Here is a 15,690-nt window from a genome sequence, read left to right as displayed (position 1 = left end):
AGCACGTCAGAACTGACGTGCTTTTTGATTTATCAACGACGATCTTTTAGCCGCTGTTGCATCAAATGCTGGTATCTTGTGTACCAGACATCGACATATCCTTGTGAAAAAGGGCCCGTACCTTCGTTGATCCAGTCAACCAAAATTTTAACATGTGCCTTCAGAATCTTATCGATTTCTGGTGGATAATGCCATTTTTTACTGTGCGCCGCATATTCATCAGCGTCCAATAAATGCTTTTCCCCATCGGGGAAAACTTTGACATCTAAGTCGTAATCAATATACTTCAACGCCTCTTTGTCTAGGACAAAAGGTGACGCCAAATTACAATAATACGACACACCGTTATCACGAATCATGGCTATAATATTAAACCAATACTTTTTGTGAAAATAGACAATTGCGGGTTCACGCGTGACCCAACGCCGCCCGTCATCTTCAGTTACCAAAGTATGGTCATTTAATCCAATAATCGCGTTTTCACTGGTTTTTAAGACCATGGTATCGCGCCAAGTTCGATGCAACGAGCCGTCATGCTTGTAACTTTTGATCGTGATGAAATCACCTTCGCGCGGCCCGCGACTTGACTTATCAAAACTCATGATCGTACCTACTCTTCTAACACCGAATGCTATTTTATTGTACCAAATATCACGAGTAAATGATAGACTCCGCAACGCCTTGTTCTTGGCCTAATCCACATATTCCGCTGGCGCAGCAATTTGAGGCAAAACCTCGTCAATTAACTCAGCCGAAAAGCCCTTAGCGTAAAGTTTGCTTTTTATTTTATATTGGCGCGCTTGCGTGGTTTCATTTCGGTAACGATACGCTAATTTTTCAGCTTGACGTGTCACGTTCGCCCGTTCCGTTTCACCATCATTGGCTAAATTAAGTTGCGCAACAACCGCTTGCGCAATGTCGAAGCTAAACCCTTTTTGGGCTAAGCCTTGCACGATTTTTTGTTGCTTTGCGCGGGATGCTTCTCTTTGATATCGAGCCGCTAACTTATACGCTAATTTTTCACCAATCGCTAACTGATCAGCCACAGTATAGGTAGCTAATGCTTGATCAATGACGCCTTGCGCCACACCAGCTTGTTGTAACGCGATCCCAACGGCAGTTGGCCCCTTAGGCGATAAGCGTTTTTTTGTGGCCACAAAATGGTTGGCATAATTTAAATCATCAACATAACCCAACGTTTTTAAGCGTGTCACAACTTCATCCTGAATGGCGTCTTCAACTGACTTTTCTTTTAACTTCATACGGATTTGATTTTCCGTTCGCAGCGCATGGCCTAAATAATTTAACGCCACGTTAAATGCTTTAGCCACCGCATCGTCGTATTTAATTTGCGCAATTAAGGCATCATCTAACTCACGGCCTTTGGCTAAGCCGTACTTGATTAAGACACTCTCTGCCACCCCAAAAGCAAAGACTTGGTCTAATTCAATACTATAACGACCGGCTTGCTTCTGGGTTGATATTTTCGTGATTTTTTTCATATCACTATTGTACGCAATCCAGATTGGAATTGCTAAAAAGATGCCAAAAAAGCACCAGCAAGTGGGTGGTTTTAGAGGACATGCTCTAAGCCAATTTTTAAGCCATCAAGGGTCATAACCCCTTGTAACGCACGCAAAACACCTGGGACAAACGCTGCCCGACTCGTGGTACTTTGTGTCAAGGTTAACTGTTCATCAAGCCCACCAAAATAGACAGTTTGTTGGGCGATATACCCTGGCAAGCGTAAGGCATGTACTGGCACATCTGCAATCCGTTCTCCGCGGGCAGCATCATCTGACGTTGGCGTAGGTGCTTGCTGTCTTGCAGCGGCAATGCGCTTGGCCGTTAGGACAGCCGTCCCAGACGGGGCATCAATTTTTCTCGCGTCATGTGCTTCAACAACTTCCACATCGGGAAAATAACGCACAGCTAATTCTGACAGCTGCATCAGTAGTACTGCTGATAAGCTAAAGTTAGGAACAATCAGTACCCCGCGTGTTGCCCGGGCTTCTAAATCGGTGATTTGCGCATCGGTCAGCCCAGTCGCACCAATCACCACAGCCATATCGTGTGCGATTGCCCACAGTGCATTTTCATAAACCGTTGCTGGCGTACTGACGTCCAAAAAAATGTCGGCCGTTTGGTCAATTGCTGTCAATTCAGTCCAGACCGGATACGCACTATCATGCGGTCGGCCACTTAGGATCCCAGCAATTTCAAATGTTGAATTTTCAAGGCCTGCTTGAATTGCCAAGCCAAGTTTGCCAAAACCACCGGCAATCATCACACGTGTCATACATTTCCCTCCAATAACTGATTCAATCTCTCGCGTTCGCTTTCAGATAACGGTACTATTGGCAAGCGCGCAACATCTTGTATCAACCCTTGTTCAGCCAGCTTAGCCTTGACAGGCGCTGGCGATGGAAAGGCAAATAAGGCTTGCATTTTTGGGGTCAAGCGGCGTTGCAACACACCGGCATGACGCCAATCTCCTGCCATCATGGCTTCAAAAAGCGCTGCCATGTCATCACCATAAATATGTGAGGCGACAGAAATCGTCCCAGCGCCACCTAAACTAAATGCCGCCAAGGTTTGGGCATCTTCTCCGGTATAAACGGCAAAATCCTCTGCTGTGGTTAATTCCACTTCGGCGCCGATATATTCTGCAGAAGTCGTTTCTTTAATCGCATTAATGTTTGGGTGTTTTGCCAATTGCACAACGCTTGCCACGGTCAGGCCAACCGCCGAACGACCAGGGATATTATATAACATCACCGGTTGTGTTGCGGCATCGGCAATCGCTTGAAAGTGAGCAATCATCCCTGCTTGACTGGGCTTGTTATAGTATGGTGTTACCGCTAAAATAGCATCAATACCCGGAATTGCACTCAATTCACGCGCATTTTCAACTGATTCGGCGGTATTATTCGTCCCGGCATTGGCAATTAACAAGACTTGATCCCCAACATAGTTCGCCACATGCATCGTTAACGCCAGCTTTTCATCATGCGTCAATGTCGGTGACTCCCCAGTCGTCCCAGCAATGACCAAGCCTTGCGTCCCATGAGCAAGTAAATGATCAATCACGCGATCAAGTGCCGGATAATCAATCGCACCAGCGCTTGTAAACGGGGTAACAATTGCGGTGATCAGATGAATATTTTCATACATAACTTTTCCCTCAAATTTTATTGTGTAAACTTCGTATCAACTCACTGTGCCATACGCCACAGGATAAAATCTTTTAACGCCATGAATCCAGGCAACAAGGCTGCCTCGTCAATACGCAATTCTGGACTGTGCAGTGGATGTGTATCATTGACACCAAGCCAAAGCATCACGCCTGGAATGTGCTGTAACAAATAACCAAAATCTTCCCCTGTCATCGCTGGCTTAGCTAGTGTAAAGGCAATCTGATCTGAATTTTGCATAAAGTCGATGACTTGTTGAGCCAGCAAAGCATCGTTTTCAACTGGCAAATAACTGCCACTTTCCAATTCAACTGTCACGTCCAAATCATTGCTGAGCGCCACACCGGCAGCGATTTGACGAATCCGCGCTAGCATGTGTTCAAGCCCAGTTTTCGTCATGCTGCGCACTGTGCCTTCAAAATGAACAGCATCAGGAATGACGTTATTGGCGAAACCACCTTGAATCACCCCAATACTCACCACACCACCTTGGATGGGGTCAACGCCACGTGAGACAACAGTTTGCAATTGTACAATGAGTTCGGCTGCGGCAACAATAGGGTCTTTCACCAGGTGTGGATAGGCCGCATGCCCACCCTGTCCATGTACCGTCACTTTCATTTCGGCCGTACCAGCAAATAATGTGCCAATCCGCGTACTTAATGTCCCAGCTGGCAAGGCAGGCTGATCGTGAATGCCATAGAACTCATCAGGCCGCCATTCGCCAGTAAATAACCCCATGTCGTAGGCTAACTTGCCACCGCTCAAGGCTTCTTCTGCTGGTTGAAAGAATACAATGAGATTGTCCTTTGGCTGATGCGTGCTAAAATAGTGCACTAAACCTAACGCAATACTCATGTGAACGTCATGGCCACAGGCATGCATTTTTCCTGGATGTTTTGACGCAAAGGGTAAGCCTGTTGCTTCCGTGACTGGCAGTGCATCGATATCTGCACGATAGCCAATCGTACGCTTTGGTGCCGACCCTTGAATGCGCACCAAAATGGCCGTGGGCAAATCTGCAACAGTCCGAATCCTCATCGTATCGTTTTGCCAAGCCTTGATTTGTGCTAACAAATAAGCATGTGTTTGGTATTCTTCTAGAGCCAGCTCTGGTATGCCATGCAGTGCCCGACGAAGGGTGCGTAGTTCATCTGCTGTCGTGTCTGATAGATCATGCATCATAAGCCTCGCAAAGCGTCAATTAACGCCGTCTTTTGTTGTGTTTGAGCGTCAATTGTTTTGATGACTTTAGCCGGCACGCCAGCAACAACGGTATTTTCCGGGACATCTTTAGTGACAATAGCCCCGGCCGCAACGACCGCGCCATCGCCAATTTGAACCCCTTCGATCACCACGGCATTGGCCCCCACCAAAACATTGTTGCCCACACGAACAGGTTCTGCGGAAGCAGGTTCAATCACACCCGCCAAAACAGCACCAGCACCAATATGCGCATTTTCACCAACAATAGCCCGGCCGCCAAGCACGGCACCCATATCAATCATCGTGCCTGCACCGATTTCAGCACCAATATTAATCACGGCGCCAAGCATAATCACCGCATTGTCACCAATCGTGACTTGGTCTCGAATAATCGCACCAGGCTCAATACGTGCATTGATCGCTTTCTTATCGAGTAAAGGAACCGCTGAATTACGGGCGTCATTTTCAATGTAAACATTTTCCGCTGGTAAATCTGCAATCAATGGCGCCACATCCGACCAATCACCAACAAGTTGACCAAAAGAAACACCCCCAAATTGCTGAACCGTTGCCGGAATTTCGCCAGATAATACGCCCTTATAAGTCACCTTCACAGGGGTCACTTTCTTTGCATTGGCAATAAAAGCGATTAATTCTTCTGCTGCGTTTTGTGTTGTTGTCATGTCATTTCTTCCTCATTATTGTTCTGTTTGTGGTGCGCTTGCCAATTCATAGTCACGATCTAGCGCGACAAGATCCGCATAGCTTTCCCGTTCAACGACAAGTTGATGGCCCCCATCTTCTACAAAGACAACTGCAGGGCGCGGGTTGCGATTATAATTTGAGGCCATGGCATAACCATAGGCCCCAGTGGCTTGCACTGATAAGATATCACCAGGCTGCGTATGTGGTAACGCTTGTTCCCAAACTAAGACATCGCCTGATTCACAATATTTGCCTGCAACACGCACCACCTCTGTTGTTGGTGCATTGGGATTGTTTGCCAAAACGGCATCGTAATTTGCCTGATAGAGTGCCGGCCGTATATTATCGCCCATCCCACCATCAACTGCTAAATACGTCCGTAAATCTGGAATTTCTTTGCGTGCGCCGATGGTATATAACGTTTGCCCCGCTGGCCCAACAATTGACCGACCTGGTTCAATCCAAATAGCTGGCATCTGCCAACCAAAGGCGTCCGCCTTGGCTTTTAATGTCTGAATAATTGCCGCAGCATACGCACTTTCAGGTAGCGGCGTGTCGTCATTGGTATAGCGGATACCAAACCCACCGCCAACATTAATCACTTCTGGTTCCCAGCCCCAATGATGCGCTGTGTCGGCGAGAAGAGCGGCGTTTTTTTCAAACCCTGTGACATCAAAAATTTGCGACCCAATATGCGCATGCAAGCCACGTAACGTCAAGTTGTTATCGCGCGTTGCCAAGTCAAATGCTCGCTTTGCCTGACCAGTGAGCAAGTCAAAACCAAATTTTGAATCTTGCTGGCCGGTGCTAATAAACTCATGGGTATGGGCAGCAATGCCCGGTGAGATCCGCAGCAAGATGTTTTGTTTAACACCGTGAGCGGCTGTAATCCCGCCGAGCCATTGCAACTCTAGAAAATTATCCACAATAATCGTCCCAACACCCTTTGTCACCGCCAATGTTAGTTCTTCCCAACTCTTATTGTTCCCATTAAAGCTTAAATGCTGAGGGTTAAAGCCAGCAGCGAGTGCAGTATATAACTCCCCGCCAGACACAATATCAGCATGAATGCCTTCCTGCTGTGCAACTTGGTAAATCGCTTTTGTGGAAAAAGCTTTGGAAGCATAACTGACAACGTATGGCACCTGCTCACGTTCAAAAATTGCTTTAAATGCCCGCATTGTTTGTCTAATTTTTGAGACGTCATAGACATACAGCGGCGTCCCATAAGTGTTTGCCAGTGTAATGGCGTCGACGCCATCAATTGTTAAATGTGCTTGTGCATTCGTTGAATAGTTCATATACCCTCTCCAGCTCGGCCGACCGCATCCCTTTGGTTACCTCATTTTCACAACATAAAAAGCCCTTTGTTCGAGACATGGTCACGGACAAAAGGCTGCTAAAAGGTCGCATTTTTGACAGTTTCCATAGCTCACCGTTATTTCTAACGACAGTCTAATAGTTCTTAACCATTAGCCCAACGAACTGACTTTGCAGCATCAGCGCATTTCGGCAATATCCCCTTTAACTTATCCTCCCAATTGCTACAACAATTCAGATAAGCGACTCATGTCAATCGCAACCTCTATGTGAAATTTAATTTTTATGATGTTATTATAATAACTTACGGTTTTTAAAATGTCAAATTTTTAATTTAATATTCAGTGTCAATGAAGGTTAACCCTAAAATTTTGCCATACTTCTGAATCGTCGATTCAGCAAGATTCATTTCAAAAGCTAAATCGATGTAACTCGTCATCCCACCATTAAACAACGCCTGGACTTGCACCAGTCGCTCGTCTTTGCCGATAGCAGCTTCCGTACCCAGTGCTTGCACGCCATGGCCAACGAGTGCTTGGCTAACTTCATTTTTTGGTTGCCGTTCACGTTGTTGGCGGTCGCGATAAGCTTGTGCCGCAGCCTTCACATCTAATTGTTCAATGGTGACATCCGTCGCCAAGTCATGTACTTTCTTAAATTGGTAATTCACTTTGTTACCTCACAATTTCGCACGATCCAATACCGCTTGTCCGTCCACTGGGGCCAAAACACCATTTTCATAGACAGTGGTGAGTAAATCTTCCCCTGGTTCACTTTGGGCGACCGTGACCAACTGGCCCGCACGCTTAATAACTTTCAGTAGACCAGCTTTTGACGCCTTAGAGGCATCTGTCTTTGGTACTTTTTGAATATTGATTGTCTGACCATTAGCCAGCTCAGCGTAAGCCGCTTTAATGGCAAAGCGTTCTGTGTCACGTGTAAATCCCTCTTGTAGCAACCCACCACCAGAACCGACTACCAAATTATCGGCCGACCAGCCAACAGCAAGTAAGGCTTCGTACAAGGCAACAATGGTGTCTGCTTTCATCCCATCGCCTTGAATGATGCCAACTTGATGTTGTAAGACACGATAGCCTTGGGCATTTTGCGTTGTCCCAAAAATGTCGGCCAGCAATGCCAAAACTTCTAAATCAATCGTTTGCGGATCACCAGAATCTGGCCGCAGGACAATGCGCCCAGACCGGGCCATAATGCGTGCTTTAATTGCTGGTGATCCTATCACATTTTTAACGAAGTTAATCGCATCATATGAATCAATCACAATGGACAAAATCGCATCATCTGGGGCACGGTCAAGTTGTGCATTCACATAATCGAATTCCCCAGATCCTGGACCATAAGCTGTGGCCACTGAATGTTCTGTCGCCCAAACTGACAACGCACGTCCAGGTACGCCATAGACCGACTCAAAATAGGCTGAGGCGGCGAGATTATCTGACCCTTGAAAATGCAGCAAGTGCGCTGCCCCACCCCGCTTGGCCGTTTCCAAAGAAGTTGCGCCGCGCAAACCAAAATCATTCACCGCAACTGTCAAATTGGCAAGTGTCCCTGATTTTTCAAATAAGGGCGCCAATCTTTGACGGATACCCATGGAATTCGTTGCAATCGTTGTCGGATACCAAACGTGCATCAACACATCTTCTAAAACATTTAAACTGGTGGCAAACCAGTCAGCAGTGGATTCAATCGTAAAAAGTGCGTTGCCTGTCGGCACTGTCATACCTTCTGGTAAAGCTTTAATTTTCACGGGGAAATAGCCTAAATCACGTACTTTTTCCCAGACTTCACGGTTAAAATAAGCGGTCGTGTTAAACGTGAGCTCACTGACACGGGCCGCCGCATCAATCATGTCATCTGTAATGGGCTGTGTAAAATAAGCCTGCAAAATCATTTGCAGGCCAAACCAACTCACCTGTTCATTTTGTCCGCCAACGCGGGCCTCGCCATAAGAATAGAGCTTCGTCAACTGCGTTTGATACTGTAAGTGATGGGTCAACTTATAAGCATCCGTTGCCAAAATGAGGTTTTCAGTCATTATTTTATCTCCGGTAGATCCGTCGCAATGAGTTCTCGTGTGACATCACGATAAGTTTCGCCAGCCAACCGCAACAGGCGCCAATCATAGACTTTATCATCATCGAATTCATCAATATAAGGTTCAAATTCGCCTTCAGTTTGCAAGATCAGATAGCCTGCAAAAGCCGCGACAAACTCCGAATCGGATGTAACCAATCGTGTTAACTGGCCATTGTGGAAAAAACCAACCGCGAGTTTATCACCTTGCCACTGGCCTTCAAAGGCCCACTTCAACGTAATCCAATCTGAAGTGGTCAGCCCTAGGTTTAACAAATAGTCCAGTGATAAACGAATATGGATCGGGTGTGGCTGCGTTTGCGTCTCAATGCCTTGTGCATCAAGTTGACTTGAAAAAATACCCACCAACGCTTCCAGTTCAGCAATTGTTGGGACACGCACATCGTCTTGCCAGGCTTGCACGTCTGCCAGTGTCACATCCAAGGCATCGGCAATTTCTTGGGTCGTAATATGGGTTAATTGTTGTAATTTCTCTAGATTATTCATAGTTTCATTATACTAAAAAAGCTACCTCACGGTAGCTTTACTTTTCGTTTGCTTCAATTTTTTTAGCGCGTCGATTAATCATCGCCGACCGGACAATACCAATGATTGATGGCAAGATCGTCACGAAGGCAATGCCGATAATAATGATTGAAAAATGGGCTTTGACAAAAGGAATGTTTCCAAACATATATCCTGCCCCAGTGGCAATTAAACTCCAAGAAAATGCCGCAATCACTGCATTTTTGAAGAATGTGCTAAATGGGAACTGGCTAATACCTGCAACAAATGGCACAAACGTGCGGATAATTGGCATGTAACGGCCAAAAATAATCGCCATTGCCCCACGCTTTTCAAAGAAGCCTTCGGCTTCGCGAATATGTTGCGCCTTGATAAAACGGCCGATAAAAGGATGTTGCACCAACTTATAGCCACCTGTTCGACCAATCCAGAAGTTCAAAGTGTCACCGGCTAGTGCTGCAACGAAGAATAGGATCATAAATACCCAATGGTTTAACCCAGCAGCTAAACCAGCCGGCGTCGCCGCAACGGCACCAGCTGCAAAAAGGAGCGAATCACCAGGCAAAAACGGCATAATCACCACACCCGTTTCAATAAAAATAATGGCGAATAAAATCAAATAAGTCCAAGGTCCAAATTGAGTCACCAAGGAAGCAATATGGGCGTCAATATGGAGGATGAAATCAATTAGAAACATGTCTCGGTTTGGCCTTAAACAACAATTTTTGTTTAAGCCGTTTCTCCTATTTTTATTTTCAGAATAAAATAAGTGTACCATAAAAAATTAATTCAACGTTAAATGGATGATTGACACTGCGTTGTGTTGTCAATTCTAAGCAAAGTACGGTAAGATAATACTAACCACGTGAACCATTTTTGAGGTCAAAACCTCGTCACGTCACCGTGGGTCCAGTGCATTTCAATGACATTCCAAGGAGAAAACACCATGAACGAAGCAAAGCTCATTCAAGATCTTGAAGAAATCAATCGCAACGTCGACAACAGCAAAAAGTTACCAGGTGCCAAAAATGTGTACCTCGCTGCTGGTTGGTTCTCTGATAAGCAAGAAGAGCTCTTAAAGGATGCTTTCATTAAGCTCAGCGCCAACCCTTCAATTGCCCACATTCACGTCCCCCTTTTGCACCAATATGGTGGTATGGCATTAGGCGAATCGAATAACGAACCTGGTTTTGAATGGGGGGCGATGACCTATAAAGCCGATATCAAAGCCATTGATAATTCTGATATTACCGTGGCAGTCTTTGAAGCTGAAGACCCAGATAGTGGTACAGCCATGGAATTAGGTTACTCAGTCGCTTCTAACACACCTGTTGTCTCAGTTTTTGACGGGAACCTTGATGAACACCCCATTAACCTCATGCTTTCCTTTGGGACTGATGCACATGTCACATCAACTGCTGAATTAGCTGATTATGATTTCTTTGACATCACGCCCAACCGTTACATGGGGAAGTTAATCTAATTTAAGATGTCAAGTACAAACACTTGACACGACTTTTGAAAAACCTATTGACAAAAGGCTTAAATTTCGATAAACTTGACTAGTTGATAAATTGAAACGAAAGGAGGTGCCCTTATGGCTACCCCATCAAACAAGAACTCTAAGTCTCACAAGCGTAACCGCCGCGGACACATCGGTTTGAATGTTCCTAACATTTTGTTGGATCAAGCAACTGGTGAATACCGTGTTGCTCACCGTGTTTCACCTTCTGGTGTATACAACGGCAAGCAAGTTGCTGAAAAGAAGTAATTTCACAAGTTAACCCATACCGCTTGGTGTGGGTTTTTTGTTGCACTTGATGTCAGCTACTTGACACAAAAAACAAACATATTGCGATTATGTGGTAAAATAATATCATGACAATTACAATTAGAGAAGCAGCGGTTGACTCTGTCGAAGCCGCCAAACTGATGCGCCGCAAAGGCGCCAACCGGATTGAATTAAATGCCCACCTTGAAGTCGGCGGGTTAACACCAGATACACGTACAATTATCGATACACTCATCGCCATTGATGATGTTCCTGTCGTCGTCATGATACGCCCACGCCCTGGGGATTATGCCTATAGCGACGCTGAACTCCAACAAATGCAAGATAGTATCCATCAAATTGCTGATGTTGGTGGCCAATATGTCACTTTTGGTGTCGTGCGTGACCAACAATTAGACCGCCAAGCTATGGCAGATCTCATCGATTTAGCCGCCTCTCGTGAGTTAGAAGTCGTGATGCATATGGCTTTTGATGAAATCGATGTATCTGCGCAACCAGCTGCCATGCACTGGTTAGCTGAGCACCGTGTGAAGCGCATCTTGATGCATGGCGGGCCGCTCACAACCCCAATTATCTCCGCTTTACCCACTATTCAAGCGCTCGTCAATACCGCACCGGCAGACTTGACCATTCTCCCGGGTGGTGGCATTACCTCGGAAAATGCCCAATACATCGCCGATTCATTAGGGGTGACTGAAGTTCACGGGTCAAAAATCGTTTGAAAATACATGCCATTTGGTCACTTGAACATGCGTTAAGTGACCTTTTTATATCAAAATAACTCAGCATTTTGTCAATCACAGAATTGAGGGAGAACCAATGCCGTTAGATGGACTTTTTACACATGCGTTAGTGCATGAATTTAATACATTACTCACTGGTGGTCGAATCACTAAAGTTCACCAACCTTACCCAAATGAAATCATTTTGGTCGTGCGCAACAACGGGGCTAATTATCCATTACTCTTAAGTGCCCACCCGACGTATGCGCGCGCACAAATTACCCATATTCCCTACGAAAATCCTCGCACGGCACCCAACTTTGTCATGTTTTTGCGCCGTTATTTAGAAGGGGCCAAACTCCAAAAAATTGAACAAGTCGCCAACGACCGAATCATAAATTTTTATGTGAACTCACGCAATGAATTAGGCGATATCGAGCCGATTCGCTTGACCTTGGAAATGATGGGCCGGCACTCTAACCTCTTTTTGGTTCGTGAGACCGATGCGCGCATTTTAGAGTTAATTAAACATGTGCCTGCCGATCAAAACCGCGTCCGCTCCTTGATGCCTGGTGCGACATATCAGATGCCGCCAGCACAAGATCGTCAAAACCCATTCACGATTGGTTTTGCCAATTTGGCGCCGATGATTTTAGACCAACCCACAAGTGATTGGCCACAAATAATCCAATCAACGTATCAAGGCTTTAGTCGTGATGCAGCACAGGCATTGGCCGCCGCGATTCAAGCGCCTGGCGACCCGCTGCAACACGCAAGTGACTGGTTGGCCCATTTTGATGCACCCACACCGACGCTTTTTACCAGTGATAAGGGCGCATTGAGCTATGCTGCCTTTGCTTGGCAACAACCCGCTGCCACCACCAGTCACTTCGACACATTAGGCGACATGCTGGATGCCTATTATATCGGCAAAGCTGAACGCGAACGCGTCAACCAACAAGCTGGCTCGCTGGTCCGCGTCGTGAAAAACGAGCTCAAAAAGAATGTAGCTAAACGTCAGAAGTTATTAGCCACCTTAAGCGATGCAGAAAATGCCGACGCCTTAAAAGTGATGGGTGATTTACTCATTACTTACCCTCATCTGGTTGAGAAAGGCATGACATCTGTCGCCATTGAAAACTATTACGATAACAACAACTTATTAACCATTCCTTTGGACCCTAAATTAAATGGGTTAAAGAATGCGGAAAAATACTTCAACAAATATCGAAAACTACGCACTGCCGTGGCTTACGTCAATGAGCAAATGGCGCTAACCGACGCCGAAATTGATTATTTTAACAATATTGTCGCTCAACTTGATGTGGCTTCGCCCAAAGATGTCGAAGACATCCGCTTAGAACTAACCACTGGCGGTTACCTGCGCGCCAATAAAAAGAATAAACAAAAGCCCAAAGTTTCCCAACCAGATCGGTTCACAAGTAGCGATGGCACCTTAATTGAAGTCGGTAAAAATAACTTACAAAATGAGCGACTATCCTTGAAACAAGCGGATCGGCGCGATATTTGGTTACATGTGCAAAAAATTCCTGGCTCGCATGTGGTGATTCACGATGCTCAGCCGTCGGATACAACGCTGATTGAAGCGGCAAAACTGGCCGCCTATTTCAGTAAAGCACGGGATTCTGCCAATGTGCCTGTAGATTATTTACCAGCTGGCAAACTTCGCAAGCCAAACGGTGCCAAGCCTGGATTTGTGATATTTGAAGGCCAACAAACATTATTCGTCACGCCTGATCCTAACCTCATCACCACCCTTAAAACATCTTAACCATCAAAAAAGACGCCAACAAATGGCGTCTTTTTTTGTCATCATTTCATTTGTGGTTTTGTGGCTTGGATAAAGATAAACGGTGCCTGTGTGCGTTCATTGCCCCACTCACGTTCACCGTATTGTTGGTCTAATGCCTGACGTTGAGCAGCAGACAATTGTGCAATAGTCGGAAAAGCCAACGTCACCGAATCAAACCCAGCTTGGACGAGATTAGTTTCATACATCGCCACCGGCCAATGAAAATCGTGTAATATGAGATCCTCAGTGGTATTCAAATGTAGCCACTCAATCCGTGGGGCGCCATAGCCATAAGTTTTGTCGGTTTCACCATTTTGAAACGTTGAAAACGGTATCCCAGTTGCCTTTGGATTGGTGTCTAAAATCATAAATTGCCCCCCTGGTTTGAGCACCCGAAAAATCTCACGCATCATATCTTGTATGCGACGCTCTGACCCATTGTTAATCATCACATAACACGCTATGGCACTGTCAATGCTGTCATCTGCCAGCCAAGTTAAACGATTGTCATGCACAACATCATAAACAATATTGGCTTCAGATCGTTCTAATTTGGCAATATCAATCATTTGTTGCGACGCATCAACGGCAATAATTTGTGCATCCGTGTGTTGCGCTAAGCGTTGGGCAACTTTCCCCGGTCCGCAGCCATAGTCTAAAATTGTTTGCGCTGGCTGGGCTGCAAAATAGTCAAAAATGCGCTGGTACCCTAAGGCTTGTTCTAACACATCGTTATACTGATTAAACTGATTGGCAATTTTTTCTTGTGTAAAAATATTTGTCATTCACACTGCTCCCCTGCAATGATTTGTCGTGGCCATTTTTGTGCAAACATGTTGCGATATATTGGCCAAAGGTGTGATAAAAGTGCTTGATCAATGGGACGCTGATAAGCAATCATTTGATACAAACTCAGCAAAGCCACGACTTGTTGCCAATATGGCGGTAAGCCGGTTGCTAGAATGGCTGCCCAATCCATTTGCCCACGATCTTCACGTAATCTGGCTTCGAGTTGCATCACTTGCTTTAACATTGGCCAATTATTTCCTGAGGGCATCGCTGGAAACGTTGGCGCGGTTAAACTTTGGTCCGCCAAAACATGGGTTGCCCAAGTGGCGTCTGGTTCATAAAGATGTAACGTGCCCACTTGATGGAAATAGCTACCAACGGGTAACCCAAGTTCATGAGCCATCATTTCTTGTATCATGGTAAAAGAAAAAATATCACTCACCATCCCCCGAAAGACATCATTGGCGCGCATATAGGCAACCAAATGCAATTGCCCCTCACGAATCAAAAATTGCAAGCCCAACGTGCACGATACATCGCAATTATCAGCGATTCCTAATTCTGGGGCGGCAAATATTTGCAGCACAGCACGCTTTGAATCTGGGTCTTGTCGCAAAGTGGCCACGACGTTTTCCCATTGATTCACGCCCGCTTGGCCAAAATGGAATAATTTTTCCCCATAAGCCGTCCCCGTTAAAGTTGTCCCATCCATGGAATAATCTGGCATGCGCTTGTTGTAATATTGCATCATCGCTAAGTCATTGCGACCAGATAAATACCATAAAGCTTCGGCAAAGTTAAACACAATATTGCTTTTTCTCACTGATGAATACACACCGCGCTGGATTGGCTGGCGAATCATAAAGTTCATCCCTAATTTTTCCCGACTCGCATACCCCCGTGGCGCATTGTGAAAATCAGGTTCATGAACGACGATGGCCAGCATCGCCTGATAGGCCTGATCAAACGTGTCAAATGTACGCATCAGTCCCTACCAATTCACGCTGATTCTGCCACTGTAACAACCAGTTGGACACCACTGCTAAACACGAGGCCGCGTCATGATACGTCAGATAGGTCACGTCGCCCACCATTTTCAAGCCTTGTACCAAATAGGCATAGGTGGCTTCAGCCTCCAATAAGAGCACAATGGGTTTGCCCATGGCCGAAGCCCAGCCTAATTCAATGTGCGTGCCTGGTGAGGCCGGTTGACCGGGAAAAGCCAACAAGACATCACAAGCCGCAATGGCCTGGAAATCTGCCTGGGTACAGTCATCTGGGGTCATCATCGCCTGCCCCCAAGCTTCTCGGCGATGAGCATTATCCACAACCAGCCCATTTTTCTCAAGCAGCGTCATGACCTGAGTCAATAATGCTTGATCAGCTGTTTGCATTGTTTGCGACTGATCAAGTAGCTGCTTAAACGGGGCAGCTAAAAACACACGTTTTGTCAAAATCATCCTCCTGTTTTCTTAAACACTAAAAAAACATCTTTACGCACAAATTCGGTAAACACGTTCAACGACAGTA

At 45.8% G+C, this 15,690-nt stretch carries 18 protein-coding genes and 1 riboswitch; of the genes, 4 read left to right on the top strand and 14 right to left on the bottom strand.

All coding sequences use genetic code 11. The features are described from left to right. Nucleotides 1-32: 32 nt before the first annotated feature. The 11 genes from ntdP to HF966_RS03790 form a co-directional block, all read right to left on the bottom strand. Nucleotides 33-602, bottom strand: coding sequence for a nucleoside tri-diphosphate phosphatase (gene ntdP / locus HF966_RS03840; protein ID WP_010002498.1), 570 nt, complete (start codon nt 600-602; stop codon nt 33-35). 90 nt (nt 603-692) lie between these two features. Beyond that, complete coding sequence (gene recX / locus HF966_RS03835; protein WP_168676411.1) at nt 693-1,502, bottom strand: recombination regulator RecX; 810 nt, start codon at nt 1,500-1,502, stop codon at nt 693-695. A 71-nt stretch (nt 1,503-1,573) separates the two neighbouring features. After that, entirely contained in the window at nt 1,574-2,299 is a 726-nt protein-coding gene (gene dapB / locus HF966_RS03830; protein ID WP_168676409.1) for a 4-hydroxy-tetrahydrodipicolinate reductase, read from the bottom strand. Next, on the bottom strand, nt 2,296-3,174 hold the full coding sequence (gene dapA, locus HF966_RS03825) for a 4-hydroxy-tetrahydrodipicolinate synthase (RefSeq protein ID WP_168676407.1): 879 nt from the start codon (nt 3,172-3,174) through the stop codon (nt 2,296-2,298). The genes dapB and dapA overlap by 4 nt, the downstream gene beginning before the upstream one ends. 41 nt (nt 3,175-3,215) lie before the next feature. Then, the gene (locus HF966_RS03820) at nt 3,216-4,376 is read right to left on the bottom strand and encodes an N-acetyldiaminopimelate deacetylase (RefSeq protein WP_168676471.1); all 1,161 of its coding nucleotides are present in this window, start codon (nt 4,374-4,376) and stop codon (nt 3,216-3,218) included. After that, the gene (dapD, locus tag HF966_RS03815; protein WP_168676406.1) at nt 4,376-5,083 is read right to left on the bottom strand and encodes a 2,3,4,5-tetrahydropyridine-2,6-dicarboxylate N-acetyltransferase; all 708 of its coding nucleotides are present in this window, start codon (nt 5,081-5,083) and stop codon (nt 4,376-4,378) included. Before dapD ends, HF966_RS03820 begins: the two co-directional genes overlap by 1 nt. A 15-nt stretch (nt 5,084-5,098) precedes the next feature. After that, entirely contained in the window at nt 5,099-6,406 is a 1,308-nt protein-coding gene (gene lysA, locus HF966_RS03810; RefSeq protein WP_168676404.1) for a diaminopimelate decarboxylase, read from the bottom strand. 119 nt (nt 6,407-6,525) lie between these two features. Beyond that, a riboswitch (Lysine riboswitch) is annotated at nt 6,526-6,701 on the bottom strand. A 58-nt stretch (nt 6,702-6,759) separates the two neighbouring features. Continuing rightward, on the bottom strand, nt 6,760-7,095 hold the full coding sequence (locus HF966_RS03805; RefSeq protein WP_168676403.1) for a hypothetical protein: 336 nt from the start codon (nt 7,093-7,095) through the stop codon (nt 6,760-6,762). Nucleotides 7,096-7,104: 9 nt separating this feature from the next. Continuing rightward, nucleotides 7,105-8,481 carry a nicotinate phosphoribosyltransferase gene (locus HF966_RS03800; RefSeq protein WP_168676401.1) on the bottom strand — a complete coding sequence of 459 codons (1,377 nt, stop codon included), beginning with the start codon at nt 8,479-8,481 and terminating at the stop codon, nt 7,105-7,107. Further along, entirely contained in the window at nt 8,481-9,026 is a 546-nt protein-coding gene (locus HF966_RS03795) for an XRE family transcriptional regulator (protein ID WP_168676400.1), read from the bottom strand. The genes HF966_RS03800 and HF966_RS03795 overlap by 1 nt, the downstream gene beginning before the upstream one ends. Before the next feature lie 37 nt (nt 9,027-9,063). Beyond that, nucleotides 9,064-9,741 carry a VTT domain-containing protein gene (locus HF966_RS03790; RefSeq protein WP_168676398.1) on the bottom strand — a complete coding sequence of 226 codons (678 nt, stop codon included), beginning with the start codon at nt 9,739-9,741 and terminating at the stop codon, nt 9,064-9,066. Between the two features lie 249 nt (nt 9,742-9,990). Here HF966_RS03790 and HF966_RS03785 point away from each other — a divergent pair, with 249 nt between their 5' ends. The 4 genes from HF966_RS03785 to HF966_RS03770 all read left to right on the top strand — a co-directional run bounded on the left by HF966_RS03785 (nt 9,991) and on the right by HF966_RS03770 (nt 13,350). Beyond that, a complete protein-coding gene (locus tag HF966_RS03785; RefSeq protein ID WP_168676396.1) occupies nt 9,991-10,527 on the top strand; it encodes a nucleoside 2-deoxyribosyltransferase in 537 nt (178 codons plus the stop codon). A 114-nt stretch (nt 10,528-10,641) separates the two neighbouring features. Continuing rightward, a complete protein-coding gene (gene rpmF / locus HF966_RS03780) occupies nt 10,642-10,815 on the top strand; it encodes a 50S ribosomal protein L32 (protein ID WP_010000541.1) in 174 nt (57 codons plus the stop codon). A 107-nt stretch (nt 10,816-10,922) separates the two neighbouring features. After that, on the top strand, nt 10,923-11,558 hold the full coding sequence (locus HF966_RS03775; RefSeq protein ID WP_168676394.1) for a copper homeostasis protein CutC: 636 nt from the start codon (nt 10,923-10,925) through the stop codon (nt 11,556-11,558). A 97-nt stretch (nt 11,559-11,655) separates the two neighbouring features. Then, the gene (locus tag HF966_RS03770) at nt 11,656-13,350 is read left to right on the top strand and encodes an NFACT RNA binding domain-containing protein (protein ID WP_168676392.1); all 1,695 of its coding nucleotides are present in this window, start codon (nt 11,656-11,658) and stop codon (nt 13,348-13,350) included. Between the two features lie 41 nt (nt 13,351-13,391). Here the strand turns inward: HF966_RS03770 and HF966_RS03765 are convergent, their stop codons facing one another. From HF966_RS03765 to HF966_RS03755, 3 genes are read right to left on the bottom strand one after another with little or no spacing between them, the layout of a single operon-like run. After that, on the bottom strand, nt 13,392-14,156 hold the full coding sequence (locus tag HF966_RS03765) for a class I SAM-dependent methyltransferase (RefSeq protein WP_168676391.1): 765 nt from the start codon (nt 14,154-14,156) through the stop codon (nt 13,392-13,394). Next, entirely contained in the window at nt 14,153-15,145 is a 993-nt protein-coding gene (locus HF966_RS03760; protein ID WP_168676389.1) for a thymidylate synthase, read from the bottom strand. The genes HF966_RS03765 and HF966_RS03760 overlap by 4 nt, the downstream gene beginning before the upstream one ends. Continuing rightward, nucleotides 15,132-15,620, bottom strand: coding sequence for a nucleoside 2-deoxyribosyltransferase (locus HF966_RS03755; RefSeq protein WP_246586649.1), 489 nt, complete (start codon nt 15,618-15,620; stop codon nt 15,132-15,134). The genes HF966_RS03760 and HF966_RS03755 overlap by 14 nt, the downstream gene beginning before the upstream one ends. Between the last annotated feature and the right edge of the window lie 70 nt (nt 15,621-15,690).

It is taken from the genome of Leuconostoc holzapfelii, from assembly GCF_012396485.1.
In the GTDB taxonomy this organism is placed as follows: domain Bacteria; phylum Bacillota; class Bacilli; order Lactobacillales; family Lactobacillaceae; genus Leuconostoc; species Leuconostoc holzapfelii.
Note: the sequence above shows the minus strand (reverse complement) of the source record. Positions and strands in the feature narration are given on the sequence as shown.

What these genes read in the sequence shown, in the direction of transcription:
- ntdP (WP_010002498.1), bottom strand. Translation starts at nt 602, where the DNA reads ATGAGTTTTGATAAGTCAAGTCGCGGGCCGCGCGAAGGTGATTTCATC.
- recX (WP_168676411.1), bottom strand. Translation starts at nt 1,502, where the DNA reads ATGAAAAAAATCACGAAAATATCAACCCAGAAGCAAGCCGGTCGTTAT.
- dapB (WP_168676409.1), bottom strand. Translation starts at nt 2,299, where the DNA reads ATGACACGTGTGATGATTGCCGGTGGTTTTGGCAAACTTGGCTTGGCA.
- dapA (WP_168676407.1), bottom strand. Translation starts at nt 3,174, where the DNA reads ATGTATGAAAATATTCATCTGATCACCGCAATTGTTACCCCGTTTACA.
- HF966_RS03820 (WP_168676471.1), bottom strand. Translation starts at nt 4,376, where the DNA reads ATGCATGATCTATCAGACACGACAGCAGATGAACTACGCACCCTTCGT.
- dapD (WP_168676406.1), bottom strand. Translation starts at nt 5,083, where the DNA reads ATGACAACAACACAAAACGCAGCAGAAGAATTAATCGCTTTTATTGCC.
- lysA (WP_168676404.1), bottom strand. Translation starts at nt 6,406, where the DNA reads ATGAACTATTCAACGAATGCACAAGCACATTTAACAATTGATGGCGTC.
- HF966_RS03800 (WP_168676401.1), bottom strand. Translation starts at nt 8,481, where the DNA reads ATGACTGAAAACCTCATTTTGGCAACGGATGCTTATAAGTTGACCCAT.
- HF966_RS03795 (WP_168676400.1), bottom strand. Translation starts at nt 9,026, where the DNA reads ATGAATAATCTAGAGAAATTACAACAATTAACCCATATTACGACCCAA.
- HF966_RS03790 (WP_168676398.1), bottom strand. Translation starts at nt 9,741, where the DNA reads ATGTTTCTAATTGATTTCATCCTCCATATTGACGCCCATATTGCTTCC.
- HF966_RS03785 (WP_168676396.1), top strand. Translation starts at nt 9,991, where the DNA reads ATGAACGAAGCAAAGCTCATTCAAGATCTTGAAGAAATCAATCGCAAC.
- rpmF (WP_010000541.1), top strand. Translation starts at nt 10,642, where the DNA reads ATGGCTACCCCATCAAACAAGAACTCTAAGTCTCACAAGCGTAACCGC.
- HF966_RS03775 (WP_168676394.1), top strand. Translation starts at nt 10,923, where the DNA reads ATGACAATTACAATTAGAGAAGCAGCGGTTGACTCTGTCGAAGCCGCC.
- HF966_RS03770 (WP_168676392.1), top strand. Translation starts at nt 11,656, where the DNA reads ATGCCGTTAGATGGACTTTTTACACATGCGTTAGTGCATGAATTTAAT.
- HF966_RS03765 (WP_168676391.1), bottom strand. Translation starts at nt 14,156, where the DNA reads ATGACAAATATTTTTACACAAGAAAAAATTGCCAATCAGTTTAATCAG.
- HF966_RS03760 (WP_168676389.1), bottom strand. Translation starts at nt 15,145, where the DNA reads ATGCGTACATTTGACACGTTTGATCAGGCCTATCAGGCGATGCTGGCC.
- HF966_RS03755 (WP_246586649.1), bottom strand. Translation starts at nt 15,620, where the DNA reads ATGATTTTGACAAAACGTGTGTTTTTAGCTGCCCCGTTTAAGCAGCTA.